The sequence below is a fragment of the Bradyrhizobium sp. CCBAU 11357 genome (assembly GCF_028128865.1).
Lineage (GTDB): Bacteria > Pseudomonadota > Alphaproteobacteria > Rhizobiales > Xanthobacteraceae > Bradyrhizobium.
Genome location: NZ_LBJW01000112.1, coordinates 206,492 through 228,217, shown reverse-complemented (window position 1 = coordinate 228,217; position 21,726 = coordinate 206,492). Strand labels below are relative to the sequence as shown.

18 protein-coding genes are annotated in these 21,726 nt (G+C 64.5%); 3 read left to right on the top strand and 15 right to left on the bottom strand.

Annotated features, from left to right (window positions below; translation table 11 throughout):
• Window positions 1-132 precede the first annotated feature (132 nt).
• From XI05_RS35040 to XI05_RS35030, 3 genes are read right to left on the bottom strand one after another with little or no spacing between them, the layout of a single operon-like run.
• The gene (locus XI05_RS35040) at window positions 133-1,671 is read right to left on the bottom strand and encodes an AMP-binding protein (protein ID WP_271510367.1); all 1,539 of its coding nucleotides are present in this window, start codon (window positions 1,669-1,671) and stop codon (window positions 133-135) included.
• A gap of 57 nt (window positions 1,672-1,728) precedes the next feature.
• Window positions 1,729-2,859, bottom strand: a complete 1,131-nt coding sequence (locus XI05_RS35035; protein ID WP_172788615.1) for a DUF5938 domain-containing protein — start codon at window positions 2,857-2,859, stop codon at window positions 1,729-1,731.
• 38 nt (window positions 2,860-2,897) lie between these two features.
• Window positions 2,898-3,701, bottom strand: coding sequence for an SDR family NAD(P)-dependent oxidoreductase (locus XI05_RS35030; protein WP_271510366.1), 804 nt, complete (start codon window positions 3,699-3,701; stop codon window positions 2,898-2,900).
• Window positions 3,702-4,018: 317 nt separating this feature from the next.
• Between XI05_RS35030 and XI05_RS35025 the strand changes: the two genes are divergently transcribed.
• Both XI05_RS35025 and XI05_RS35020 read left to right on the top strand, forming a co-directional pair.
• Window positions 4,019-4,654 (top strand): TetR/AcrR family transcriptional regulator, encoded by a 636-nt coding sequence (locus XI05_RS35025; protein ID WP_271510365.1) that lies wholly within the window; start codon window positions 4,019-4,021, stop codon window positions 4,652-4,654.
• Between the two features lie 96 nt (window positions 4,655-4,750).
• A complete protein-coding gene (locus XI05_RS35020; protein WP_271510364.1) occupies window positions 4,751-5,377 on the top strand; it encodes a GNAT family N-acetyltransferase in 627 nt (208 codons plus the stop codon).
• 21 nt (window positions 5,378-5,398) lie between these two features.
• On the opposite strand, the gene XI05_RS35015 is transcribed toward XI05_RS35020, so the two are convergent.
• From XI05_RS35015 to XI05_RS34960, 12 genes are all read right to left on the bottom strand, one after another.
• Window positions 5,399-6,232 carry an outer membrane protein gene (locus XI05_RS35015; protein WP_271510363.1) on the bottom strand — a complete coding sequence of 278 codons (834 nt, stop codon included), beginning with the start codon at window positions 6,230-6,232 and terminating at the stop codon, window positions 5,399-5,401.
• Window positions 6,233-6,453: 221 nt separating this feature from the next.
• A complete protein-coding gene (locus tag XI05_RS35010) occupies window positions 6,454-7,473 on the bottom strand; it encodes a glycoside hydrolase family 5 protein (RefSeq protein WP_271510362.1) in 1,020 nt (339 codons plus the stop codon).
• Window positions 7,474-7,486: 13 nt separating this feature from the next.
• Window positions 7,487-8,776 (bottom strand): O-antigen ligase family protein, encoded by a 1,290-nt coding sequence (locus XI05_RS35005; RefSeq protein WP_271510361.1) that lies wholly within the window; start codon window positions 8,774-8,776, stop codon window positions 7,487-7,489.
• A gap of 33 nt (window positions 8,777-8,809) precedes the next feature.
• Window positions 8,810-12,037, bottom strand: coding sequence for an autotransporter outer membrane beta-barrel domain-containing protein (locus tag XI05_RS35000; protein WP_271510360.1), 3,228 nt, complete (start codon window positions 12,035-12,037; stop codon window positions 8,810-8,812).
• Between the two features lie 193 nt (window positions 12,038-12,230).
• Entirely contained in the window at window positions 12,231-12,692 is a 462-nt protein-coding gene (gene ptsN, locus XI05_RS34995; RefSeq protein ID WP_063681444.1) for a PTS IIA-like nitrogen regulatory protein PtsN, read from the bottom strand.
• 229 nt (window positions 12,693-12,921) lie between these two features.
• The gene (gene hpf / locus XI05_RS34990; protein ID WP_260373482.1) at window positions 12,922-13,527 is read right to left on the bottom strand and encodes a ribosome hibernation-promoting factor, HPF/YfiA family; all 606 of its coding nucleotides are present in this window, start codon (window positions 13,525-13,527) and stop codon (window positions 12,922-12,924) included.
• 81 nt (window positions 13,528-13,608) lie between these two features.
• A complete protein-coding gene (rpoN, locus tag XI05_RS34985) occupies window positions 13,609-15,231 on the bottom strand; it encodes an RNA polymerase factor sigma-54 (RefSeq protein WP_271510359.1) in 1,623 nt (540 codons plus the stop codon).
• Between the two features lie 89 nt (window positions 15,232-15,320).
• Window positions 15,321-16,325, bottom strand: a complete 1,005-nt coding sequence (gene lptB / locus XI05_RS34980) for an LPS export ABC transporter ATP-binding protein (RefSeq protein WP_271510358.1) — start codon at window positions 16,323-16,325, stop codon at window positions 15,321-15,323.
• A gap of 208 nt (window positions 16,326-16,533) precedes the next feature.
• A complete protein-coding gene (locus tag XI05_RS34975) occupies window positions 16,534-17,241 on the bottom strand; it encodes an LptA/OstA family protein (protein ID WP_271510357.1) in 708 nt (235 codons plus the stop codon).
• A gap of 5 nt (window positions 17,242-17,246) precedes the next feature.
• The gene (gene lptC, locus XI05_RS34970) at window positions 17,247-17,978 is read right to left on the bottom strand and encodes an LPS export ABC transporter periplasmic protein LptC (RefSeq protein ID WP_271510356.1); all 732 of its coding nucleotides are present in this window, start codon (window positions 17,976-17,978) and stop codon (window positions 17,247-17,249) included.
• A 161-nt stretch (window positions 17,979-18,139) separates the two neighbouring features.
• Window positions 18,140-18,754 (bottom strand): ribonuclease D, encoded by a 615-nt coding sequence (locus XI05_RS34965; RefSeq protein ID WP_260373487.1) that lies wholly within the window; start codon window positions 18,752-18,754, stop codon window positions 18,140-18,142.
• Between the two features lie 110 nt (window positions 18,755-18,864).
• Window positions 18,865-20,142 (bottom strand): UbiA family prenyltransferase, encoded by a 1,278-nt coding sequence (locus XI05_RS34960; protein WP_271510355.1) that lies wholly within the window; start codon window positions 20,140-20,142, stop codon window positions 18,865-18,867.
• 309 nt (window positions 20,143-20,451) lie between these two features.
• Between XI05_RS34960 and XI05_RS34955 the strand changes: the two genes are divergently transcribed.
• Window positions 20,452-21,717: an MFS transporter gene (locus XI05_RS34955; protein WP_271510354.1), complete on the top strand. Its 1,266-nt coding sequence runs from the start codon at window positions 20,452-20,454 to the stop codon at window positions 21,715-21,717.
• Window positions 21,718-21,726 lie beyond the last annotated feature (9 nt).

Genomic DNA, 21,726 nt, shown 5'->3' with positions numbered 1-21,726 from the left:
AGGCGCGGGTGAGGGCTTTCTCCTCTTGGGGATTGTCCCATTGCGGAAGCACCCTCTCCCCAACCCTCTCCCGCAAGCGGGAGAGGGAGCGCACCTTCGTCGTTGCGCGATCAAGCCTCAATTCATCACGCTCTAGCCGCCTGAGCGACCTGCCAGCCGCGCTCGGATATCCGGCTTCAGCACCTTGCCGACCTTGGAGCGCGGCAGATCGTGCCAGACTTCGATCTGCTTCGGTGTCTTGACGCTGCCGATCCGCTGCTTGACGAAGGCCGCCAGCGCCGTCGCATCGACGCTCTGGCCGGCACGGGGCTGCACCACGGCGACGATCCGCTCACCCCATTTCTCGTCCGGAAGGCCAATCACGGCGCAATCCTGGACTGCCTCGTGCGCCCGCAGCGCGTTCTCGACCTCGATCGAGTAGACGTTGAACCCGCCGGTGATGATCATGTCCTTGGCGCGATCGACGATATAGAGGTAGCCATCGTCGTCGATGTAGCCGATGTCGCCGGTGTGGTGCCAGCCATGCGCGGAGGCCTCCGCCGTGGCCTCGGGGTTTTTGTAATAGCCTTGCATCACCAGCGAGCCGCGAACCACGATCTCGCCGCGTGAACCGGTCGGCAGCAAATTGCCGTCGCGATCCATGATGCCGGCCTGCACCAACGGGCTGATCCGCCCCGCCGAGGCGAGGCGCGCCATCGCGATCGTGCCATCGGCATTGTAATGCTCGCCAGGTGCCATCATCGAAATCATCATCGGCGCTTCCGTCTGACCGAACAACTGCGCCATCGGCCCGATGCGCCGGAGCGCCTCCGCAAGCCGTGCGGCCGAGATCGGTGCCGCGCCGTACCAGAAGCATTGCAGGGACCCGAGCTTCGCGGAGTCGAGCCTGGGATGATCGAGCAGCATGTAGATCAGGGTCGGCGGCAGGAAGGTGTGCGTGACATGGTAGCGCTCGATCAAATCGAGGAATTCGGCGATGTCGGGGTGATGCATGATCATGATGCGACCGCCGAGCGCCATGATCGGGAAACACAGCACGCCGGCCGCATGGGTCAACGGCGCGAGCGCGAGATAGACCGGACGACCCCTGAAGGGATAGCCCATCAGCGTCAGTGCCGTCATGGCCTCGATGTTGCGGCCCGACAGCATGACTCCCTTCGGCTTTCCGGTGGTGCCGCCGGTGCCGGGAATCATCGCGAGATCGTCGACGGTCTCGCGTTGATATGGGTCGGTGGGCAGACCCGCGAGCCAGCCGTCGAACGAGGGCGCGAAGGGCAACTCGGAATCGAGGCAGACGAGGACGCGCAGCTTCGGCAGCTCTGCACGCACCGCCTCGACCATCGGCGCGAAGCTTGAATGAAACAGCAGCAGGCTGCAGTCGAATTGGTCGAGGATGAGCCGGTTTTCGGCCGCCTCGTTGCGCGGATTGATGGGGCACCAAACCGAGCCCGCGCGGGAGATGCCAAACACGCATGCGAACGCGACCGGATCGTTGCCGGAAAGGATTGCGACCTTCTCGCCAGCAGCAATACCCGATCGCGCGAGACCGCGCGCGACGCGGTAGCTCAGCAACTGCACCTCGCGATAGCTGAGATCGCGCCCGTCCATGGTCAGGCACGGCACAGCAGCGCCGAGCGAGGCACCTTTGTCGAGGTAATCGATAAAGCGCATGATCAATCCCCGAAACGGCTGGCGGGTGGCGCGCGACCGCGCCACCCGCCATCCTGCTCAGTCGTGCACGGTGAGGATCGGTCTGCTGACCAGCCCGAAGCTGCGCAGCTGGCCGAGGAGCTCGTGGTGACCGAACGCCTGGCAGCCCGAGGCGAAGCCCACGCGCTTGGGCGGCTGCTGCAGCAGGTGCGCCGCGGCATAGGCCTGCAGCAAGCCGGTCTGCTTGTAGTTGCTGTTGCCGTTGATGACGCAATGCGCGCGCCCCAATGGGCCGGAGGCATGCACCGAATCCAGCGACTTGTTGACGCGCGGGTTCTCCCGCGGCGGCATGGTGTTCATCACGCCGGCGGCAGTCTGCGCCAACGCGGCATAGCGGTCGTCGGGGTTCATGTCCTTGGTCGCATCCAGCGCGGCGGCGACGATCTGCGGCACGCCCAGCATCAGCGCGCGGTTGAACACGCCGCCCAGCACCTTCACGTTGGCGACGCGCGGATCGCGCTTGAACCACACCGGGTGCGAGGTGCCGCCCCAGGGCAGCGCCAGCGCCAGCTCATGCTGGCCGGGGATGGCGAGGTTGTAGAGGCCGGCGTCGGGCTGATGCTCGACATACTTGTTCTGCTCCAGATAGTAGGCCTTTGCCATCGCGGCGTTGACCAGGATGGTCTGGGTCGAGGCGATGGTCGGGCTGCCGCCCCAGAACACGGCGATATCCAGTGTGTCGAGGCCGGGCGTCTCCAGGCACAGCTGCGCGGCGATCTCGCCGGTGGTGTACATCTGCGCGATGCCCGGCGCGAGCAGCAGGCCGGCATTGGCGAACTTGGTGCCCCACTCCTGCTCGAGCGTGATCAGCCAGTCTTGCTCGCCTGTCGTGTCGGTGTAGTGGCATCGGGAAGCCCAACAGGCCTGCACCACCTCGCCTCCGAACCTGGCAAAGGGACCCACGGTGTTGAGCACCACCGAGGCGCCGTTGAACAACTCCGTCAGTGCGCTCACGGTGTGCGGCACTTCCACCACCTCGTAGTCGGCGGTCTCGATGCCGGCCACGTTCGCCTTCATTGCTGCGTTGAGCTTCTCCGCGCTGCGGCCGGCGGCGATGAAGGGGATGTTGTATTCGCGTAAGTATTCGCAGACCAGGCGGCCGGTATAGCCGGACGCGCCATAGACGATGACGGGCTTCTTCGCGCTCATTCTCGTTCCTCCGAAATGTTCGTTGTCAGGTTTGCAGCTCACATGCCCATGCCGCCATCGACCGGCAGTCCGATGCCGGTGATGAAGCGCGCCTCGTTCGAGCACAGGAACACCGCAGCATTGGCGATGTCGCCGACCTCCGCGAGCTTGCCGAGAGGCGTCTGCTCCACCACCGAGCCGACCGCGGCGTTGACGTCGGGCGCGAGACCGATCTTCACGATGTCGTTGGCCAGCTGCAGGCCCATGTCGGTCGGGATCAAGCCGGGATAGATGCAGTTGACGCGCACGCCATAACCGAGCTTACCGGCTTCCATCGCAGCGACCCGTGTCATGCGATCGACCGCAGATTTGGTGCCGGAATAGACCGCGATGCTCGGGAAGGCGATCGTCGCAGCGACGGAAGCGATGTTGACGACCGCGCCGCCTTTGCCCGCCGCTCCGCCCGGCCGCATCGCGCGGAAGGCGTGCTTCATGCCGAGCACGGTGCCGACGATGTTGACGTCGCACATCCGCCGCGCATCCTCGGCCCTGACCTCGGAGATCAGCGACGTGATCTCGATGCCGGCATTGTTGATGAGGATGTCGTAGCCGCCGAGGGTGGCAATGGTCGCAGCCGTCGCTTTCTCCCACTGCGCATCGTCGGTGACATCGAGATGCACGAAGCCGGTCTTCACACCGAGCCTGGCGATCTGGCCGGCGCTGTCCTTGCCGACGTCATCGAGAATGTCGCCGATCATGACCGCCGCACCGGAGCGCGCCAGCGCCTCTGCAATGGCGGCTCCTATCCCGCGGGCTCCGCCCGTGACCAGGGCTTTGCGGCCATCAAGACTCTTCTCACTCATCGCACGTCCTCCCTTTGCTTGGACTGATCCGTTGGACTGATCTGTTCGCTGATGATCGGTGCGTGCTGCGACTGGCAGCACGGTGCCGGCGCGGTTGCGCAACGGCATGCGAGTCCGTTCCGGCGGCGTGGCGCCGGTGGGTGCATTTCCTCCATTTGCTGGCGTCTTGACGACTGTCCAAATTTCTTGCCGCGCACACTCCTCCCGGGACTTGACAGTTGTCAAGGTAAAAATTTGACAGTTGTCAAAGAGGATGGTCTGTAGACGATGACCGACGATGTGATCGGGGTGACCAAGAGACGGGAGACAGCGCGACGATGGCGCGGCAAGCGACAGGGGCGGCGAAGCGAGAGGCCGTGGCGGAGATCGTGCGGGACGACAAGTTCAACGCGCGGCGCATCGAGCTTGCCGAGGCCGCGCTCGAGACGCTTGGAGAGCTTGGCTTCGCCCGGACCAGCTTGCGCGAGATCGCGCAGAACTCGGCGTTCACGCACGGCGTGTTTCACTATTATTTCAGCGACAAGCTCGACCTGATCTGCTGCTGCGTTCGCCACTACAAGGCGAAGTGCGTGACGCGCTATGACGAGGTCGTCGCGACAGCAACGAGCCGCGACGAATTGACGGAGGGCTTCCTCGCCAAGCTCGCAGCAACGCTGCAGGACGAAGCCCGCATGCACCGGCTTTGGTACGATTTGCGCTCGCAGGCGATGTTCGAGGCGGCGTTTCGCAAGGATGTGCTCGAGATCGACAAGAGCCTGGAAGCGATGATATGGCGCATTGCCTCTCGCTATGCCGAGTTCGGCGGCAAGCGGCCGGCGTCGTCGCGAGGCGCGCTCTATGCGCTGTTCGACGGTCTATTCCAGAGTGCGCTGCTCAAGCACCTCGCAGGCGACAAGACGGCGGTTCCCGAACTGCTCGACGAAGTCCGGCGCCTGCTACCGACGGTCTGCTGAAGCGCACGAGCGGCGCCCACGAAGGCGTCGCCGCCCGGGACCTGCACGTTGAGCCATCCAAATTGATCGTCCGACTCGAAACTGCTTAGATGCGGCATGCCGCCGAAAGTGGAGCGTCTCGCCAAGCAGCAATTGTGGTTTCCGGCCGGGCGCTATTTCCTGCGCACCATCAAGCGCGATGACGCCTCGCAGCGCTGGGCGGACTGGCTGTCCGACCCCTGGACGGTGCATGTCCTCAACACGTCACCGCGCGCGATGACCAAGGCTGATATCGCCGACTACATCAAATCCTTCGATCAGCGCGAACGACTGCTGCTCGGGATATTCGAGCGCGGCAGCCGCATCCATGTCGGCTTCATTCGCCTCGACATCAACGCAGCGGCGAGCGAGGCGCTCGTCAGCGCCGTCATCGGCGAAAAGGAGCACCGTAACGGCGGAGCAACGGCGAATGTTTTCGTGCCGTTGCTCCGGTTCGTGTTCGACGGTCTCGGGCTGGGCCGCATCAGCGCCTTCGTGCTGGAGCGGAATCGAACGACGATTGAGTATCTATTGAAGCTCGGCTGGACGCTCGATCCTGAACCTGAAAAGCCGGTGCGATCACGTACCGACGGATCCCTGCTGGTCCTGCGGCGGATGACGTGGGACCGGCCAGGTTTCCAAGCCTATCAGAACACCCGGATCGGGCAGCGCATCATGAAGCGTCTGGAGGCGGCTCAGGGCTGACGCAGTGTCTCTCCAGATCGCTCAATATTTCGCGACGACCGGCGATCCACCAAAGCGATAGTTGATGCCGACTTTCACGATATCGATGTCCTGACGGATATCGATGAAAGCGGTCGTTGGCCCGTTCGGATTGAAGAAACCCACGCGCTTGCTGTCGAAGCCATAGTGATCGTACTCAACCAGGGCCGACCAGTTCGGAGCAAAGGCCCACTCGAAGCCGACCCCTACAGTCCATCCAATCCTGTCGGTGCTGGTGCTTGCACTACAGGCGGTAGGGGCTAGAAATGTTCCACAAGGGACGCCGCCAATGAAGACAAAATTGTCCAGGCTGTAGCGATCATGCGCAAAGCCGACGCCGCCTTTGCCGTAAACAAGAAACCGATCCCAGGTGTAGCCGAGACGGCCGGTGACGCTCGCAACCCAATCCGTTCGACTTGAGAGCGTTGCCGGATTTCCGGCCTTCCCTCCGAAGAACGGATCGTTCGCAATGCCACGAATATCCGTCGCCGTGAAATCGCCTGCGATACCGATCAGCCAATTGCTGGAAAACTGGTAGTCGCAGCCCGCCTGCGCACCACCGACCACGCCGACGTCGCTATTCACGCCGATCCGGTCACCGGGCACCAGACCGGTTGTCATGGGCCCGAACAATGCGAATCCCGTGATAACGCCCGGATCGGTAAAGCCCGTCCTGCTCGCACCTCCGCCGACATGGCCACCGAGATAACAGCCGGTCCAGCTGAAGGGGACAGCAGCCGCGACCGGGGCCTTGGTGTAGGGACGGGCGCCCAGATCGGCCGCCTGAGCGGAACCTGCGGCAATCAGCGCCGACGTCGCCAGAAGCAGTCGCTTCATCGTGCATTCCCCGAACAATCAGCAATTGAAATCCCGGGCAAAGTACACCGGCCGGCTTTCGGGCGCTGTATTCGGCCGGCAACACTTCGATAGTTTCGAAAGCGGCGTTTGGTCAGGGAAGGGATTTGGATCTCGCCCGGACGTCGCCTCAAGCCCAGAGGCGGCGCCTCAAGCCCAGCCTGGGCCGCGCGGCGAAGCTCAGCTTGCGAAAGCTTCCCGCCTCACCGCCCCGCCGGAATCAGCGCCCGGATGATCTCCGGCTTCCAGGCTTGGCGCGCGCTGTCGAAGGCCGCGAAATCGTGGTCGAACTGCCAATAGGCCCAGGCCCAGCCGAGCCGCTCCGCGCTCCGCGCCACGAACGACAAATATCGCGTTCGGGCTTCGGCGGGAGCGGCCTCGTACACGCCGAACTCGCCGAGATAGACCGGGCGCTTTTCCCGTTCGGACCAGGACCTGACCTTCTCGAAATCGGCGCGCGCCTTCTGTTCGTCCTCCGGCGTGCCCCAATCGAGCGGGCCGATTTGCGAGAATTTCGGCGACCACGGTGCGCCCTGATGGGTGAAACGGAGCGGCGCGTAATAGTGAAACGTCACGATGAGGTTTCGGTCGTCTGACGGCAGGACGAGGTCCTCGACCGGCATCTCATCGACGTTGAGGACCGCAGCGATCACCGTCCGCCGGGGATTGGTGGCGCGGATGATGCCGAGACACTCGTTCAGAAGGGCGTTCCAGGCGGCGGACGTCATCTGCCCGCCCGGCTCATTGAGCACCTCGAAGACAAGCCTCGGATATTTCCCGGCATAGCGCGCGGCGATCTGCGTCCAGAATGCTTTCAGCTTCTCAGCGCAGCCGGAGACGTCGCGCTGACAGACATGGGTATCGTGCTCGTCCAGGATGGGGATGAGATTCCGGGCGAGCACCTCCTCGATGACGGCATCGAGCCGCCTCAAGACGACTTCGTCCAGCGCATTCCCCGGGTTCATGAACTTGAACCCGAAGAAATTGATCCGAACGTGCGAGAACCCGGCGCGCCTGATCGCAGTGAGATTGTCCAGACGAAACGGCGCGTTCCGGCCTCCCTCCCAGATGCCGTCGTAGCCAAGGATGTTGATGCCGCGTCCCAATTTTGGGGGAGCGGATTTGGCCTGCCCGGCGGCCTCTGCCGGGAAGCAGATCGCAAGCACCGATAGCGCCAAGGCGAGACCGAAAGCTGCTGCCCAGCGGGCGCAGATGGCGTTCATCCTGCCTGCTCCATCATTGCTGAGAGCCTTGTTGCGGCACCGGCCGACACACGGCGAAGAAGAATGCGACGAGCAGCACCGAGGTGAACATCGTGGAGCGAAGGAACATCGTCTCGGTGAAATTCGATTGAAAGCTGAGGACGACGAATCCGATCACGAGAGCGCAGTGGCGACGATCGATCGACCGGGTGGCGATCAGGTACAGGACCTTTTCCGAGAACAGATAGACGCTCGCGACGAACAGCACGTATCCCAGGAAACCCGTCTCCATCGCCACCGCAATGTAGCCGCTATGGTAATTGTCGAGCACCCAGCCGTGGTTCTGGTTGAAATAGTCGTAAATCGCAGGGCGCGTCCAGAATCCGTTGATGCCGAAGCCCAGCAGTGGCGCATCGTTGAAATGGCTGATGGCGTACTGCCAGATGAACGTCCGCTCGGTCAAGTTGATGGTCGATTCGCCGAGATGGATGGAATCGTACCCGGTGACGTAGAAATACAGGATCAGGAGTGCAGCCAGGATGCACATGATGACCGGCAGCACCGCGTAGATCCTCATGCAGCGAATCGACCACATCGAGGTTACGAGCAGTGCGCCCGCGGCAATTGCGACGGCGCCGGCACCGCGGGATTCCGAGGCGATGACGCATGTCGATGCCAGGAGAAACGTCAGGAGGAAGACGATCCAGCCCTGGCCCGTCATCTTCTGATAGAAGGCAAAGAACATCAGATAGGCGCTGATGAAGCCGAGCGTCTGCTTCGATTCGTAGATTCCCTGCCACTGGCCGCTGTGCATCCAGCTCTGATCGACGCCGATCTCGGGCACGAAGATCGCACACAAGGCCGAGGCGGCGACCAAGATGAAGAGCCCCAGCGCCGTCGCTCCGACGATCTCGTCGATGTCGATCCGCGTGATGAGGCAGTACGCACCGAAGGTCGTCACCACGAGGGCCGCGCTCTTCATGATCGCCGCAGTGGCGAGGCCGCTCCAGAGCACGGAAACAGCGGCGAGAGCATAGAATGCGACCAGCGCGATGAAATCGGGATTGGGCTGCACGCGCAGGCAGGGACGCACGAAGGCACTGGCGTAGATCAAGATGACCCACATCAGGAGGGCAACGGCCTGTTGCACAAAGCTCCATTCTGCGGGAAGCAGCGCGGGGTGGAGGACACCCATCGACGCGATCACATTGACCGTGATCGAGCAGCGCATCACGTTTCCGGCCAGCTTTTCCACGCCGACGCTGGGCGCTTGCCAGATCGCGCTTTCGTCCTCCTCGGAATCGTCGGTGTGCAGGCTGGTCACGAGCTGACCGCTCTCACCGGCCCCGCACGGGCATCACCACGCATATCGTATGACGCCCTTGCCGGCGTAGCTGCGCGTGACGTTCGAGAACTCACCTTCAAACGTTGCAGCCGCGGACCAACCGTTCAGCCATGCCTTCTCCGCCGACGCGCTGACGAGCGCGGCATCGGCGGCCTGTGCGGCGCCATTGACCACGAAGCTCGAGCCGGGCAGCGCCTGGAAGGTTGCTCCGATCGAGCGATCAGGGTTGAAATCATGCGCCCAGGCAAGACGGCCGCGCAGCGTGGCAATGCCGTCGGCCACGCCGAAGGACTTGTCCGTGCGCAGGCCGAGTTCGCTGCGGCTGGCGGTGACAATCTTCGAAGCGTAGCTGAGCGCAAAGGTGTCATTGCCGGTGATCGCCCGCTCCGTATAGGCCGGCAGATCGAACGCCGTGAACTGGGCCGCGGCATAAGGCGTGATGCCGACGCCGCCGATCCAGGGCGCGACGAAGCGATATCCACCTTCGAGCCGGCCGGAATAGGCGTTGGCCTTGAAGCGCGCCTGGAGATGGTCGGCACCGGCGATGATGACCGTGCGTTCGGTAGTAATGTCCTGCCAGCCATAGGCGAGCGCGCCCGTGACATAGGCCGCGCCCGCATTGTGCCGCACGAACGCGCCGGCCTGGAACAGGTCGGAGCGGCCGGTGCCGCCATTGGCCACCGAGAAGCTGGTGCCCCCGCCGGCGAGCGCGAAGCCCGCAACGGTATGCGGCGAGAGCCAATAGTCGGCGCCGGCGACTGCGCCGGCGATGCGGCTGGTTGCATTGTTCGAGCCGATTTGCGCATTGCCGTCGGTGGTCTGCGAGCCGCCAAAGCCTGCGGCCCATGCGCTCCAGCGGGATTCGAAGGTCTGCGCGGGCAGCGCCTTGCGGGAGATCGCGGCGTAGGCGTCACGCTCGGCACCGCCGCGCTTGCGGCCACCGGCATACGCCGGCGCATCGTCAGCGTATCCCGTCACACCAGCTGACGAGCGAGGATCGCCGCGCCCGGCCAGGAACGGGTCGGTCAGCGTGCCCATGAACTGGCTCATGGCGCTGAAGGTCGTCTGCTGCGAGCCGGTCGCAGTCTCGCCCGAGGCCTGCGTCAGGGCGTTCATCAGGGGCGCACCGGCCATTGCGAACAGGGCATTGAAGCCCGCCGGCAGCGCCGCGCCTGTTATCAATGGCGCGTCGATTCCCGCCGCCACGTTCCGCACATTGACGCTGGCATTGCTGGGGAGCGAATACGACAGCAGGCCGGGATCGAGCGTCAGCAGCACGTCGTTGCCGACATAGCTCAGCCGGGCGTTGCGCGCGAACCTGTTTGCGGTCAGGAAATCCACGCCCGTGAAGGTACCGCTCACGTTGCCTGCGCTCGCGATCGTGTAGGTCGTCGTCGTCGCCAGGCGCGCCAGCGGATCCACCACCACCTTGCCGCCGAGGCCGGCCGTGCCGGTGACGTTGAGCCGGTCGGCGCTGTGACCGGCGACGTCCACCATGAACCTGCCGCTCGCGCCCTGAACGAAATCGCCGGTCAGCGTCGTGGTGCCGACCGCGCCGACCCCAAGCGGAGCCAGCATGCCGCCGTTGCTCAGCAGATTGCCGGCGCCGAGATCCACGGCCGCGCCGCTGTTGAACACGCTGCCGGACAGGTTGTTGAAGGCGTTGCTGCCGCCGCCGAGCGCGACATTGCCGCTGACGATACCGGAATTGTTCACGGTGTCGTTGCCGGTGCTTGCCAGAACTGCATCGAGACCGCCCATGATTCTGGCCGTCGCATCGATGCTCACGGTATTGGTTGCGCCGCCGTCCAGCCGGATGCCCGCGAGCGCGCCCGACACGACGCCGCCGCTGGCCGTGACCTCGAGATTGCCTCCCCCGCTCGCATAGATGGCGTTGCCCGACGCGGACGAAACCGTGCCGGTGCTGCTCACGGTGACATTGCCGGGCGCGTAAGCGCGGATGCCGTCGGCAAATGCGCTGATGGTCCCGCGGCTGGTGACGGAGGTCACTCCGGCAACCGCTTCGGCGTGAATTCCTTCGCCTGCGGAGGAGACGATGTCGCCGGCACTGTCCACAGTCGTAAAGTATCCGAACACGTTCAACATGCCCGCAAAGATGCCGTAGTCCGTCGCGCTGATGTTTCCCCGGCTGGTGACCCCGACTGCGGCTTGCCCGACGATGTACATGCCGGAGCCGTGGCTCACGGCGATGTTGCCGACGCTGTTTACCCCGACACCCATTCCGGTCGCGGCGATGCCCGTATCGCGGGCAGTGAGGTCGCCGCGGCTGGTGATGCTGATGCTGTCCCCCGCCGCTATGAACAGTGCGTTGCGTCCAGCCGAGATGTTGCCGTTATTCACGACCGTCGCGGAGGCGCTCGAGTTGTCGACGTAGATTCCGTCGAGTGTCACCGCCATGTCGCCGCGTTGCGAGACAGCGATTGCGCCGAAGACGGAATATGCAGCGATCCCACTGCCACCTGTGATGTTTCCCGTGCTGCTGACGGTGACCCCAAAGTCGGCGGCGGCCAGAATTCCGCTAGCAGTGGCGTTGATGTTTCCGAGTGTCGTGACACTTACCGTGGCAGCGCGAGTTTCGGCGAACACCCCGTAGGTCGTCCTGGACGTGATGTCACCCGTGTGCGCGACAACGATGTTGCCGCTGCTTCCTCCAGGCACTTGGTATCGCGCGTGAATGCCGTCGCTATACGCGTCGATCGTACCGCTACTGGTGATCCTGATGTCGGTGGTACCGAAGAAACCGCCGGTCGTGGTGACGTAGATACCGGCGCCGCCGGCCGAGCTGATGTTGCCCGCGTGATTGATCGTCACATCGCCGTCGGTCGAGGCGGAGACTGCATCGGTGATGCCTGTCGCCCTGATCGTCCGCAGCGAGAGATCACTGTTGATCGTAATGCTGCCACCGCCGCGGTGGTAGGAAATGGCGGCGACGCCTGAAGCCGGCGCGATGTCGGTCGTCAGCGCATTGAGGTTGAGCGTGCCGACCGCGGCCTGGTCGAAATCGGCGGCCCCGATTCCAGCCGATTGATCGCCGCTGCAGGTGGCGGTGCCACCGACCGTCGTGCAGCCGCTTGGCCCGGCCAGCGCCGGCCCCGGCTGCGTCAGCCACAATGCACCGCTAGCCACCGTGCCGAGGAGCGCCAGGCGCAAACGCCGGCGCCCATGGAGCCGTTCTTCCGCCGCCGCGCCGATGCGCAACGGCGCCCTTCCATTCCGCATCACGTCCACTCAGTCCAAATGGTCTCGAGCGACTCTTAGCGGACCTTGACGCCGGCCAATGTGCCGTGCGTCTCAGGCGGGAAGATTTTCATACCGTCTACCTTGGAGATCACCGGGGCGTGGCGACACGGCCCAACGCGCGATCCAGGAGCCCGAGCGGATCGGACCCTCGACAGGCTGGAAGAAGGCGACGTTACGCCGCCGTTGCCGGCGGCAGCGCCAGCACGGAATAGATCGCCTGCGCATCGCGCGAGGCGCGGAGCTTCTTGGCGATGTCCTGGTCGCGGAGCAGGCGGGCGATGCGGGCCAGCGCCTTGAGGTGATCCGCGCCGGCGCCTTCGGGGGCCAGCAGCAGGAAGACGAGATCGACCGGCTGGCCGTCCATCGCCTCGAAATCGATCGGACGATCGAGCCGCGCGAACAGGCCGAAGATCTTCTCCAGCTTGGGCAGCTTGCCGTGCGGAATGGCGACGCCATAGCCGACCGCGGTGGTGCCGAGCTTCTCCCGCTGTAGCAGCACCTCGAACACCGCGCGCTCGTTCTGCCCGGTCAGCTCGGCGGCCTTGGCCGCGAGCTCCTGCAGGGCCTGCTTCTTGCTGTTGACTTTCAATGCCGGGAGAATCGCCTCGGGTGCGACCAGATCGGTAATCGGCATGGAAGCTTTCCGAGGTGAATTAAACCGTCAGGTTCCGATTTGGCTGGCTTGATAGACCAAGCCCGGCCGGCGTCAATAACATGAAGCAGGAGGGGGACTTAGCCCAAGCCCTACCAAGTCCAGATGTGGGGGGCTTCTACTCCAACGCAATCCCGGTGCCAACTCCCGCGTGCGGCTTTGCCCCTGTCATTGTTAAGGGCCGGGATGGTACGGGTGCCGGCCCACGGGCCTAGCCGCCGGCCTGGCCGTCCACCTTGGCTCCCGGCGGGTCGATCCAGCCCACATTGCCGTCCGCCCTGCGGTAAATGATGTTCACCCGGCCGGACGAGCCATGCTGGAATACCAGGCAGGGTGCCCCGCTGAGGTCGAGTTCCATGACCGCTTCGCTGACCGAGAGCCGCTTCAGCGACGTGGTTTGCTCCGCGATGATGACGGGGCTGTAGCCGGCAACTTCCTCCTCGCCCTCTCCGGGCGCTTCCAGCACGTAGCTGGTGGCGTCGAGCGCAGCCATCGCCTCGGAGGCGGCATGGGCCTTGCGCGCGGAGCGGTCCTTGAGCCGGTTCTTGTAGCGCCGCAGCCGCTTCTCGATCATCAGCAGCGCCTGGTCGGCACTGGCATAGGCATCGGGAGCGTTCGAATCGGCTTCCAGCGTGATTCCCGAATCGAGATGCAGGGCGCAATCGGTGCGAAAGCCGAAGCCGTCCTTGCTCAGCGTGATATGGCCGGAATAATTGCCATCGAAATATTTGCGCAGCACCTCGTCGGTGCGGTCGGCAACGCGGCCGCGCAGGGCCTCGCCGACGCTGATGCTCTTTCCCGAGATTCTGAGAGTCATGTGATGCCTCGCTTGGTTGGTGCCCAGCTTGGATCGGTCTCGATGGGGCATCGAGAGTAGCGCGATTTGGCGCCAGCGCAATCAGGCCGGTTCGGGATTGCGGGAGCGATCGGACAAGGCGGTAGAGAGGACGTTACCAAGAGCGCTCTGCTTGTCGCGGCGGCGTTGCACCGAGGAAGGTATGCGCATGGCTTCGCGGTACTTCGCGACCGTGCGGCGGGCAATATCAATGCCCGAGGCGCGCAAGCGTTCCACGATGGTGTCGTCCGACAGGATCGCGGAGGGCTCCTCCGAATCGATCAGCTGCTTGATGTGGTGACGCACCGCTTCCGCCGAATGCGCTTCGCCGCCATCGGCCGAGGCGATCGAGGCCGTGAAGAAATACTTCAACTCGAACGTGCCGCGGTTGGTCGCCATGTATTTGTTGGCGGTGACGCGCGACACCGTGGATTCATGCATCTGGATGGCGTCGGCGACGGCCTTCAGATTGAGCGGCCGCAAATGCGCGACGCCGTGGGTGAAGAACCCGTCCTGCTGGCGCACGATCTCGGTCGCCACTTTCAGGATGGTGCGGGCGCGCTGGTCGAGCGCGCGCACGAGCCAGGTCGCGTTCTGCAGCGCATCGGTGAAATAGGACTTGTCGCCGTCCTTGCCGATCTTCTTCGACAGCTCGGAATAGTAGGTCTGGTTGACCAGCACGCGCGGCAGGGTGTCGCTGTTGAGCTCGACATGCCAGCCGCCGTCGGGACCCGGACGGACATAGACATCGGGCACCATGGTCTGCAGGCGCGCCGAGCCGAACTTCATGCCGGGCTTGGGATTGAGGCGGCGGATCTCGCCGATCATGTCGGCGATGTCCTCGTCGTCGACGCCGCAGATCTTGCGCAGAGAGGCGATGTCGCGCTTGGCGAGGAGATCGAGGTGCTCCACCAGCGCCTGCATCGCGGGATCGTAGCGGTCGAGCTCGCGGAGCTGGATCGCCAGGCATTCGCTGAGAGAGCGCGCGCAGACGCCGGGCGGATCGAACTTTTGCAGCACGGCGAGGACGTTTTCGACCTCGGCCTGAGACGCGCCCAGACGCTCGGCGGCCTGGCCGAGATCGGGCGGCAGATAGCCGGCCTCGTCGACGAGGTCGATCAGGTACTGGCCGATCATGCGCTGCGCCGGCGCGGTGAAGGCCACCGAGAGCTGCTCGGCGAGATGGTCCGACAACGTTGTCTCGGCCGCGACAAAAGCTTCGAGATTGTAGTCTTCGTCACCGGAGGCGCCGCCGCCCCATTCGGTATAGGTGGTCGGCGCGGCATCCTGGGCGTTGCGCGCCGCAGCCTCGGCCGGCTCCTCGGAGAAGACGTTGTCGAGGCCGGTGTCCAGGGTCTGCTCGATCTCGGCGCGGGTGCCGAGATCCTTGCTCATCCATTCTTCCTGGCCCGGCTCGAAACCCTCGGCACTGCCGCTGAAGCCATCCTCGCCCTGGCCATCGCCTTGTCCACCCTCGGAATCGCCGTAACTGCCGGCCTCGGCCGGGGCTTCCGCGGGGGCCTCGTCACTGGCCCGCTCCAGCAGAGGGTTTCGCTCGAGCTCCTCTTCCACGAAGGTCGTGAGATCGAGATTGGACAATTGCAGCAGCTTGATCGCCTGCATCAGCTGCGGCGTCATGACCAGCGACTGCGATTGCCGGAACTCTAATCTCTGCGTAAGCGCCATGAAGCAAGAACCGTTCCCAAAAATGGTCCGATTTTTGCTTATCCTAGTCCGGGCCCGATGTACACGTCTTGACGAAACGCAAAAACGGGCTAGAGGCGGAATTCCTCGCCAAGGTAAAGGCGGCGCACATCCGGATCAGCCACGATCTCATCCGGAGTTCCCTCGGTCAAGATTTCCCCGGCATAGACGATATAGGCACGGTCGGTGAGGCCGAGCGTCTCGCGGACATTGTGGTCGGTGATGAGCACGCCGATGCCGCGATTGGTGAGATGGCGGACGAGATCCTGGATGTCGCCCACTGCGATCGGGTCGATGCCGGCGAAGGGCTCGTCGAGCAGCATGTAGTTCGGCCGTGTCGCCAGTGCGCGCGCGATCTCGACGCGGCGGCGCTCACCGCCCGACAGCGCGATCGACGGTGATTTCCGCAGGCGCGTAATGTTGAATTCGTCGAGCAGCGAGTCGAGCTGCTGCTCGCGCTTCTTGCGCGAGGGCTCGACCACTTCGAGCACGGCGCGGATGTTCTGCTCGACGGTGAGGCCGCGGAAGATCGAGGCCTCCTGCGGCAGATAGCCGATGCCGAGCCGCGCGCGCTGATACATCGGCAGCTTGGTGACGTCGTGGCCGTCGAGCTCGATGGCGCCGCGGTCGGCCTTGATCAGGCCGGTGATCATGTAGAACACGGTGGTCTTGCCGGCGCCGTTCGGGCCGAGCAGGCCGACGGCTTCGCCGCGGCGCACATAAATGCTGACGCCGCGCACCACCTGCCGGCTACCGAAGGCTTTTTCCACGCTATGCACAGCCAGGAAGCCGGGCCGCTTCAACAGCTGCGGCCCGCCGGCACCGTTGGGCCTGGCGGCAGTCCGGACCGGATGAACCGCCTGCGGGCGCGGCTCGGCCGGATAGTCGGCCTCGTAGTCACCCTGGAACTGGTCGGCCGCGCGCGGCTGGTCGCGGGCAATCGGCGGGGCGTCCCTGATCGGACTGGGCACAAGGCCGTTGACGCTGTCACCGAGCGCGGTGATGTCCTGACGCGCAAATCCTGGCCGGCCGCGCTTGGCGGGGCGCCGACGGAACATGCTGAAGAGATCGACCATCCCCGCCTTCTAGCCTTTCGCGATCATTACGCGATCTGCCGTGCCGGCCTCGATTCGCCGGCGCACCATGAATGAAGGGATGTCTCATGCCCAGTGAAACACGCCCGAAAAGCGGCAGACCCCGCTTCAAAAGCCCTGCGCGCTAGATACAGGCTCGCCCGCCAAGCTTCAACCTCGGATCGGGAGCACCCGATCCAAGTTGTTGAATTCACTTTTGTTTAGTTGCGCCCGGCAATTGCAGAGGCGGCGGCGCGCCGGGTTTGGCGCCCTGGCCGCAATCATTGCTGCCGCCCTGCGGCAGCAATGCCTGCACCCGTCCGTTGTCGGATTCCACGCGGGACACGCCGGTGGTCATGTCGACCATCAGACGATCACCGCGCAGCACGTTCTTGCACTGGGTCAGGACCACCTGGCCGCCCGCGCCACCGAGCATGGTGATGAGATTGGTCCTGGTGTCGAACACGGCGGTCTCGCCCGTCACGACCTGGTCTTTCTGGGTGACCACGACATTGCCGCGCGCCTCGAGCCGCTTGATCGAGGAGCTGCCGCCCGGACCCGGCTGCGCCGACTGCATCGGCGCCGATTTCGCGCCCTTCGCTGCGGGCTGCGGCGCGGCCGGCTTGTCGCCGCCGCCCGATTCGTAAAACACCACCAGCGTCTTCGAGGTCATGGTGGTGTCGCCCTGCACGACCTTCACATTGCCGGCGAAGGTCGCCTCCTTCTTCTTGTCGCGCATCTCGAGCGAGGCGGCTTCGATCTGGATCGGCTGATCGCGGTTCTGCGAAAAGCCCTGCATCGCATTGGGCACGCCCTGCATCGTGCTCTGCGCAAGCGCCGCACCCGTGACGAGCAGGGCGAGGCCGATTGCGAGCGCGGCCTTGCTGACAACAGCGTCACGCGGAAAACAGGTCATCATGAAAATCACTTCGAATTGGCAGATTTGTTCGGAGGCGTGCGTGTCTTCGTCGGCGCAGGCTCGGGCGGTGCAGGCTGAACAGCGGCGGGCTCATCCAGCTTGTCCAGATGCATCACCACATTGCCCTCGAAGCGGATGACGTCGCCGCCTTCGGTAATTCGCAGGCGATCCGCGCTCAGCGTGCCGTTGGTCAGCTTGACGTCGACGCGCTCGTCCGAGGAGACCGTGCCCTTGCCCATGTCGACGAAGGCCGAGTTCAGCCGCGCCTCGTAGCCGGTCGAGGTGCGCAGCAAGATGTCCTTGCGCAGATCGAGCTGCTGCTGCTTGTTGTCGAAGCGGCCGGTGCGGGCGTCGAGGAACAGGGTCGATTGATCCTCCATCAACACCTTCGCGCGCAAGTCCTTGAGATCGACATGGTCGGGATCGGTGATGTCCTGCGTCGCGGTCTTGGCCCAGAGCTCGTAGGGCCGCTGATCGGGCGTGTAACCGGCGAGGTGCGGTGATTCCATCGTGATCTTGGTGCCCGACACCACCAGATTTCCGCTATCGACCGGCAGCTTCGGTATCAGCATGCGGAACGGATTGAAGATCGAGACGCCGACGATGGCGGCCATGGACAGCAGCACCGCACCCGGCACCGCGATGCGCAGAATCCGCACCAGGCGGCTGTGGCGCGCCGCGCTGGCGAACTTCGCCGCAAGCGCGGCGTCGTAGGTGGGATTCTGGGCCGAATTCACCTGGGTTCCTGCTTGCCTGGCTCCTGACGAGGAGCTCGCCTTGTCGGTCGAGGGGGCACCCCATTCTATCCGGCGCCGCCCAAATATGCAGCCGGCGACAGGCCGTTACGAAAGTGTCCGAAACGGGGCGGCAAGGCCCGGCCAATCGCCGCGCCGGGCGTTCAGGAATGCGCGAAAATGTCCTCTTCCGCCCAGCCCTGGAGGTCGAGCAGGGCGCGGGTCGGCAGGAAGTCGAAACAGGCCTGCGCCAGCTGGCTGCGGCCTTCCCGCACCAGCATGGCATCCAGCCGCTCGCGCAAGGCATGCAGATGCAGCACGTCGGAGGCGGCATAGGCGAGCTGCGGCTCGGTCAGGCTGTCGGAACCCCAGTCGCTGGACTGCTGCTGCTTGGAGAGGTCGATGTTGAGCACCTCGCGGACGAGGTCCTTGAGGCCGTGGCGGTCGGTGTAGGTGCGGGTCAGGCGGGAGGCAATCTTGGTGCAATAAATCGGCCCGGTCATGACGCCGAAGGTCTGGTACAGCACCGCGACGTCGAACCGCGCGAAATGGAAGATCTTCGTGACCGCGGGATTGGCGAGCAGCGCCTTCAGGTTCGGCGCGTCGGTGTGGCCCTTGGGGATCTGCACCACGTCGGCGCTGCCGTCGCCGGGCGAGAGCTGCACCACGCAGAGCCGGTCGCGGTGCGGGTTCAGCCCCATGGTCTCGGTGTCGATCGCCACCGCTCCGGTGTAGCGGGACAGGTCGGGCAGGTCGCCGCGGTGCAGGCGTACGGTCATGAAAACCTCGGGTCGAATCGGTGCGTCGATATCATAGGCTAGTCGAATGGATCGCGATGTAGCCAGTCGCAGCAGGTCACGCAAGCGGCGGCCGTGACCTTGCGGGCCGGTCAGATCGCGGCGAGCATGATGCAGATCATCGCCGCGACGGCGATGCGGCTGGGACCGTCCCGGAAAGCGTACAAGATCGGATCGTCCGGCATCTCGCGGCGATGCGCCATCATGAGGGCACGGCCGAACCAGTACAGCAGCAGCGGCGTGAGCAGCCACAGCATCCAGGGGCGGCTGTAGAGCGGCGTCACCGCCGAGGACGAGACGTAGAGCGAGAACACGGTCACCGCGTTCATGGCGCTCGCCGCCGCCATCGCGGCGATGACGTTAAGGTCGGTAACGCGATAGTCGCGGTTGGCGGGATCGGCGAGGCCCGCGCTCTCGCGCATGCTGAGCTCGCTGAAGCGCTTGATCAGGGCGAGCGAGGTGAACACGAACAGCGAGAAGATCAACAGCCATTCCGACAGCACCACGCCGACACCGACGGCGCCGGCGACGATGCGAAGCGTGTAGAGGCCGGCGAGCGTGACGATGTCGACCAGCATCTTGCGCTTGAGTGCGAGCGAATAGGCGATCGTGGTGACGAGGTAGAGGCCGAGCACGCCGAGGAACAGCGGCGAGATGCAGAGGCTGGCGGCGAGCGCGAACAGCCACAATGCGGGAACGGCCGACAGCGCCGACGAGATCGGCAAGTCGCCGGCCGCGAGCGCGCGGTGGCGCTTGGTCGGATGCTGCCGGTCGGCGGCGAGATCGAGCAGATCGTTCATCAGATAGGCGCCCGAGGCGCAGGCCGAGAACGCCAGGAACGCGAGCAGCGCGTAGCCCAGCGCCGAAAGGCTCATCTGATGCGCCGTGAGCGCGGGCACGAACACCAGCGTGTTCTTGGCGTATTGATGGATCCGCAGCGCCTTCACCCAGGTGGCGAGGTCAGCTCTGCGAACCCCGCGATTTTCGATGCGCGCAATGGAGGTACGATCGAACGGCACGCTGCCCGCGGCGAGATCGGCCGACGTGACGATGCCATCGAAGCCGAGATGCGCTGCGATCGCCGCAGCGTGAGCGGCGAGCCGATCCGCGACGAGATAGATCTTCTCGCCGCGCGCCCGTGCCGCCAGCGCCCGGTTCATCACATCGGAATCATAGGGCAGATGGGCGTAATCGATCTCCGCCCGCGCCAGGATCTTCGTGAGCGCCGCCATCCCGGCCCGTCCGCCCGCGCCGAAGCGCGCCAGCATGCGGCCGGGGCTGGAGAACAGCGCCTCCAACAGCAGCTCGGACCGCAACAGGGCGCCTTCGAGGTCGATGACGAGGGTCCGGGCCGCCGACGGCTCGTTCACGCCAGGATCATACTGGGAGGCACGCTGCTCCATCGGAAAACGCTCTGACTTGCCGCGACATGACCGGCAATTCGGCCGGGGAGCAGGAAATGGACGGCCAACCCTATGGGAACATTCGCTAAAGGCGGCTTAATTCGGTTGGAGAGGTGGGGACGGCTTCCGCCCCAGGCGCTGTTGCCCGGATCCCACAATCCGGCGCGAGCTTCCTATTCCGGCAGAACTTTTGCCTTGTGCGCCGTGGACATCATCCCGGCCCACCCTATCTGCCAGTTTCCCTCTCCCCGGGGGCCCCACCCCGAATCAGGTGCCATGACCGAACAAACGCTCGCTGCGCCCATCGACGACCAGCGCCCGCGCGGATTCTCGCGCTACCAGGCCCTTCTCATTGCTCTGCTGGCGCTGACGCAGTTCACGATCATCCTCGATTTCATCATCATGTCGCCGCTCGGCGCCATCCTGATGCCGTCGCTCAACATCACGGCGGGGCAGTTCGGCGTTGCGGTGTCGGCCTATGCCTTCAGCGCGGGACTATCCGGCATCCTCGCCGCCGGCTTTGCCGATCGTTTCGATCGCAAGCGCCTCTTGCTGTTCTTCTATGTCGGCTTCACGCTGGGCACGCTGCTGTGCGCGGTGGCGCCGAACTACCATGTGCTGCTGATCGGCCGGATCGTGACCGGGTTGTTCGGCGGCGTGATCGGCTCGGTGGTGCTCGCCATCATCACCGACCTGTTTCCGCTGCAGATGCGCGGCCGCGTGATGGGAATCATCCAGACGGCGTTCGCCGCAAGTCAGGTGCTCGGCATTCCCGCCGGCCTGTTTCTCGCCAATCACTGGAGCTGGCATGTCTGCTTCATCGCGATCGTCGTGCTGTCGATCGTGACGATCGCCATCATCGCCTTCGTCATGGAGCCGGTCGACGCACATCTGAAGCTGACGCAGGACAGAAACCCGTTCCACCATCTGGTCGCGACGATCGGTGAGCCGCGCTACACGCTGGCCTTCGCCGTCACGACGCTGCTGGCGACCGGCGGCTACATGCTGATGCCGTTCTCCAGCGCCTACACCGTGCATAATCTCGGCATCGACATCACGCATCTGCCGACGATCTATCTCGTCTCCGGCCTGTTCAGCATCGTCACCGGGCCGCTGGTCGGCCGCGCCAGCGACGCCTTCGGCAAATATCCGATCTTCGTGTTCGGCTGCGCCATGACCGTCCTCATGGTGCTGATCTACACCCATCTCGGCCACGTCTCGCTCGCGACCGCGATTCTGGTCAACGTGCTGATGTTCGTCGGCATCTTCTCGCGCATGATCCCGTCGCAGGCGCTGATGTCGGCGATCCCCGAGCCCAGCCAGCGCGGCTCGTTCAGCGCGGTTAGCGCCTCGCTCCAGCAACTCTCAGGCGGCCTCGGCTCGGTGCTCGCCGGCGCGATCATCGCGCAAGGCGCGGACGGCGCCCTGCTCCATTTCGACCGGATCGGCTACGTCGTCGTGACCACGACGATCGTCACGCTGGTGATGATGTATTATGTGCAGAAGGCGGTGGCGGAGCGGACGGGGAGGAGCGTGGTGTGAGGAGCAACT

Excerpts from the sequence above, each read along its gene's own strand:
- XI05_RS35040 (WP_271510367.1), bottom strand. The coding sequence starts at position 1,671 with ATGCGCTTTATCGATTACCTCGACAAAGGTGCCTCGCTCGGCGCTGCT.
- XI05_RS35035 (WP_172788615.1), bottom strand. The coding sequence starts at position 2,859 with ATGAGCGCGAAGAAGCCCGTCATCGTCTATGGCGCGTCCGGCTATACC.
- XI05_RS35030 (WP_271510366.1), bottom strand. The coding sequence starts at position 3,701 with ATGAGTGAGAAGAGTCTTGATGGCCGCAAAGCCCTGGTCACGGGCGGA.
- XI05_RS35025 (WP_271510365.1), top strand. The coding sequence starts at position 4,019 with ATGGCGCGGCAAGCGACAGGGGCGGCGAAGCGAGAGGCCGTGGCGGAG.
- XI05_RS35020 (WP_271510364.1), top strand. The coding sequence starts at position 4,751 with ATGCCGCCGAAAGTGGAGCGTCTCGCCAAGCAGCAATTGTGGTTTCCG.
- XI05_RS35015 (WP_271510363.1), bottom strand. The coding sequence starts at position 6,232 with ATGAAGCGACTGCTTCTGGCGACGTCGGCGCTGATTGCCGCAGGTTCC.
- XI05_RS35010 (WP_271510362.1), bottom strand. The coding sequence starts at position 7,473 with ATGAACGCCATCTGCGCCCGCTGGGCAGCAGCTTTCGGTCTCGCCTTG.
- XI05_RS35000 (WP_271510360.1), bottom strand. The coding sequence starts at position 12,037 with ATGCGGAATGGAAGGGCGCCGTTGCGCATCGGCGCGGCGGCGGAAGAA.
- ptsN (WP_063681444.1), bottom strand. The coding sequence starts at position 12,692 with ATGCCGATTACCGATCTGGTCGCACCCGAGGCGATTCTCCCGGCATTG.
- hpf (WP_260373482.1), bottom strand. The coding sequence starts at position 13,527 with ATGACTCTCAGAATCTCGGGAAAGAGCATCAGCGTCGGCGAGGCCCTG.
- rpoN (WP_271510359.1), bottom strand. The coding sequence starts at position 15,231 with ATGGCGCTTACGCAGAGATTAGAGTTCCGGCAATCGCAGTCGCTGGTC.
- lptB (WP_271510358.1), bottom strand. The coding sequence starts at position 16,325 with ATGGTCGATCTCTTCAGCATGTTCCGTCGGCGCCCCGCCAAGCGCGGC.
- XI05_RS34975 (WP_271510357.1), bottom strand. The coding sequence starts at position 17,241 with ATGATGACCTGTTTTCCGCGTGACGCTGTTGTCAGCAAGGCCGCGCTC.
- XI05_RS34965 (WP_260373487.1), bottom strand. The coding sequence starts at position 18,754 with ATGACCGTACGCCTGCACCGCGGCGACCTGCCCGACCTGTCCCGCTAC.
- XI05_RS34955 (WP_271510354.1), top strand. The coding sequence starts at position 20,452 with ATGACCGAACAAACGCTCGCTGCGCCCATCGACGACCAGCGCCCGCGC.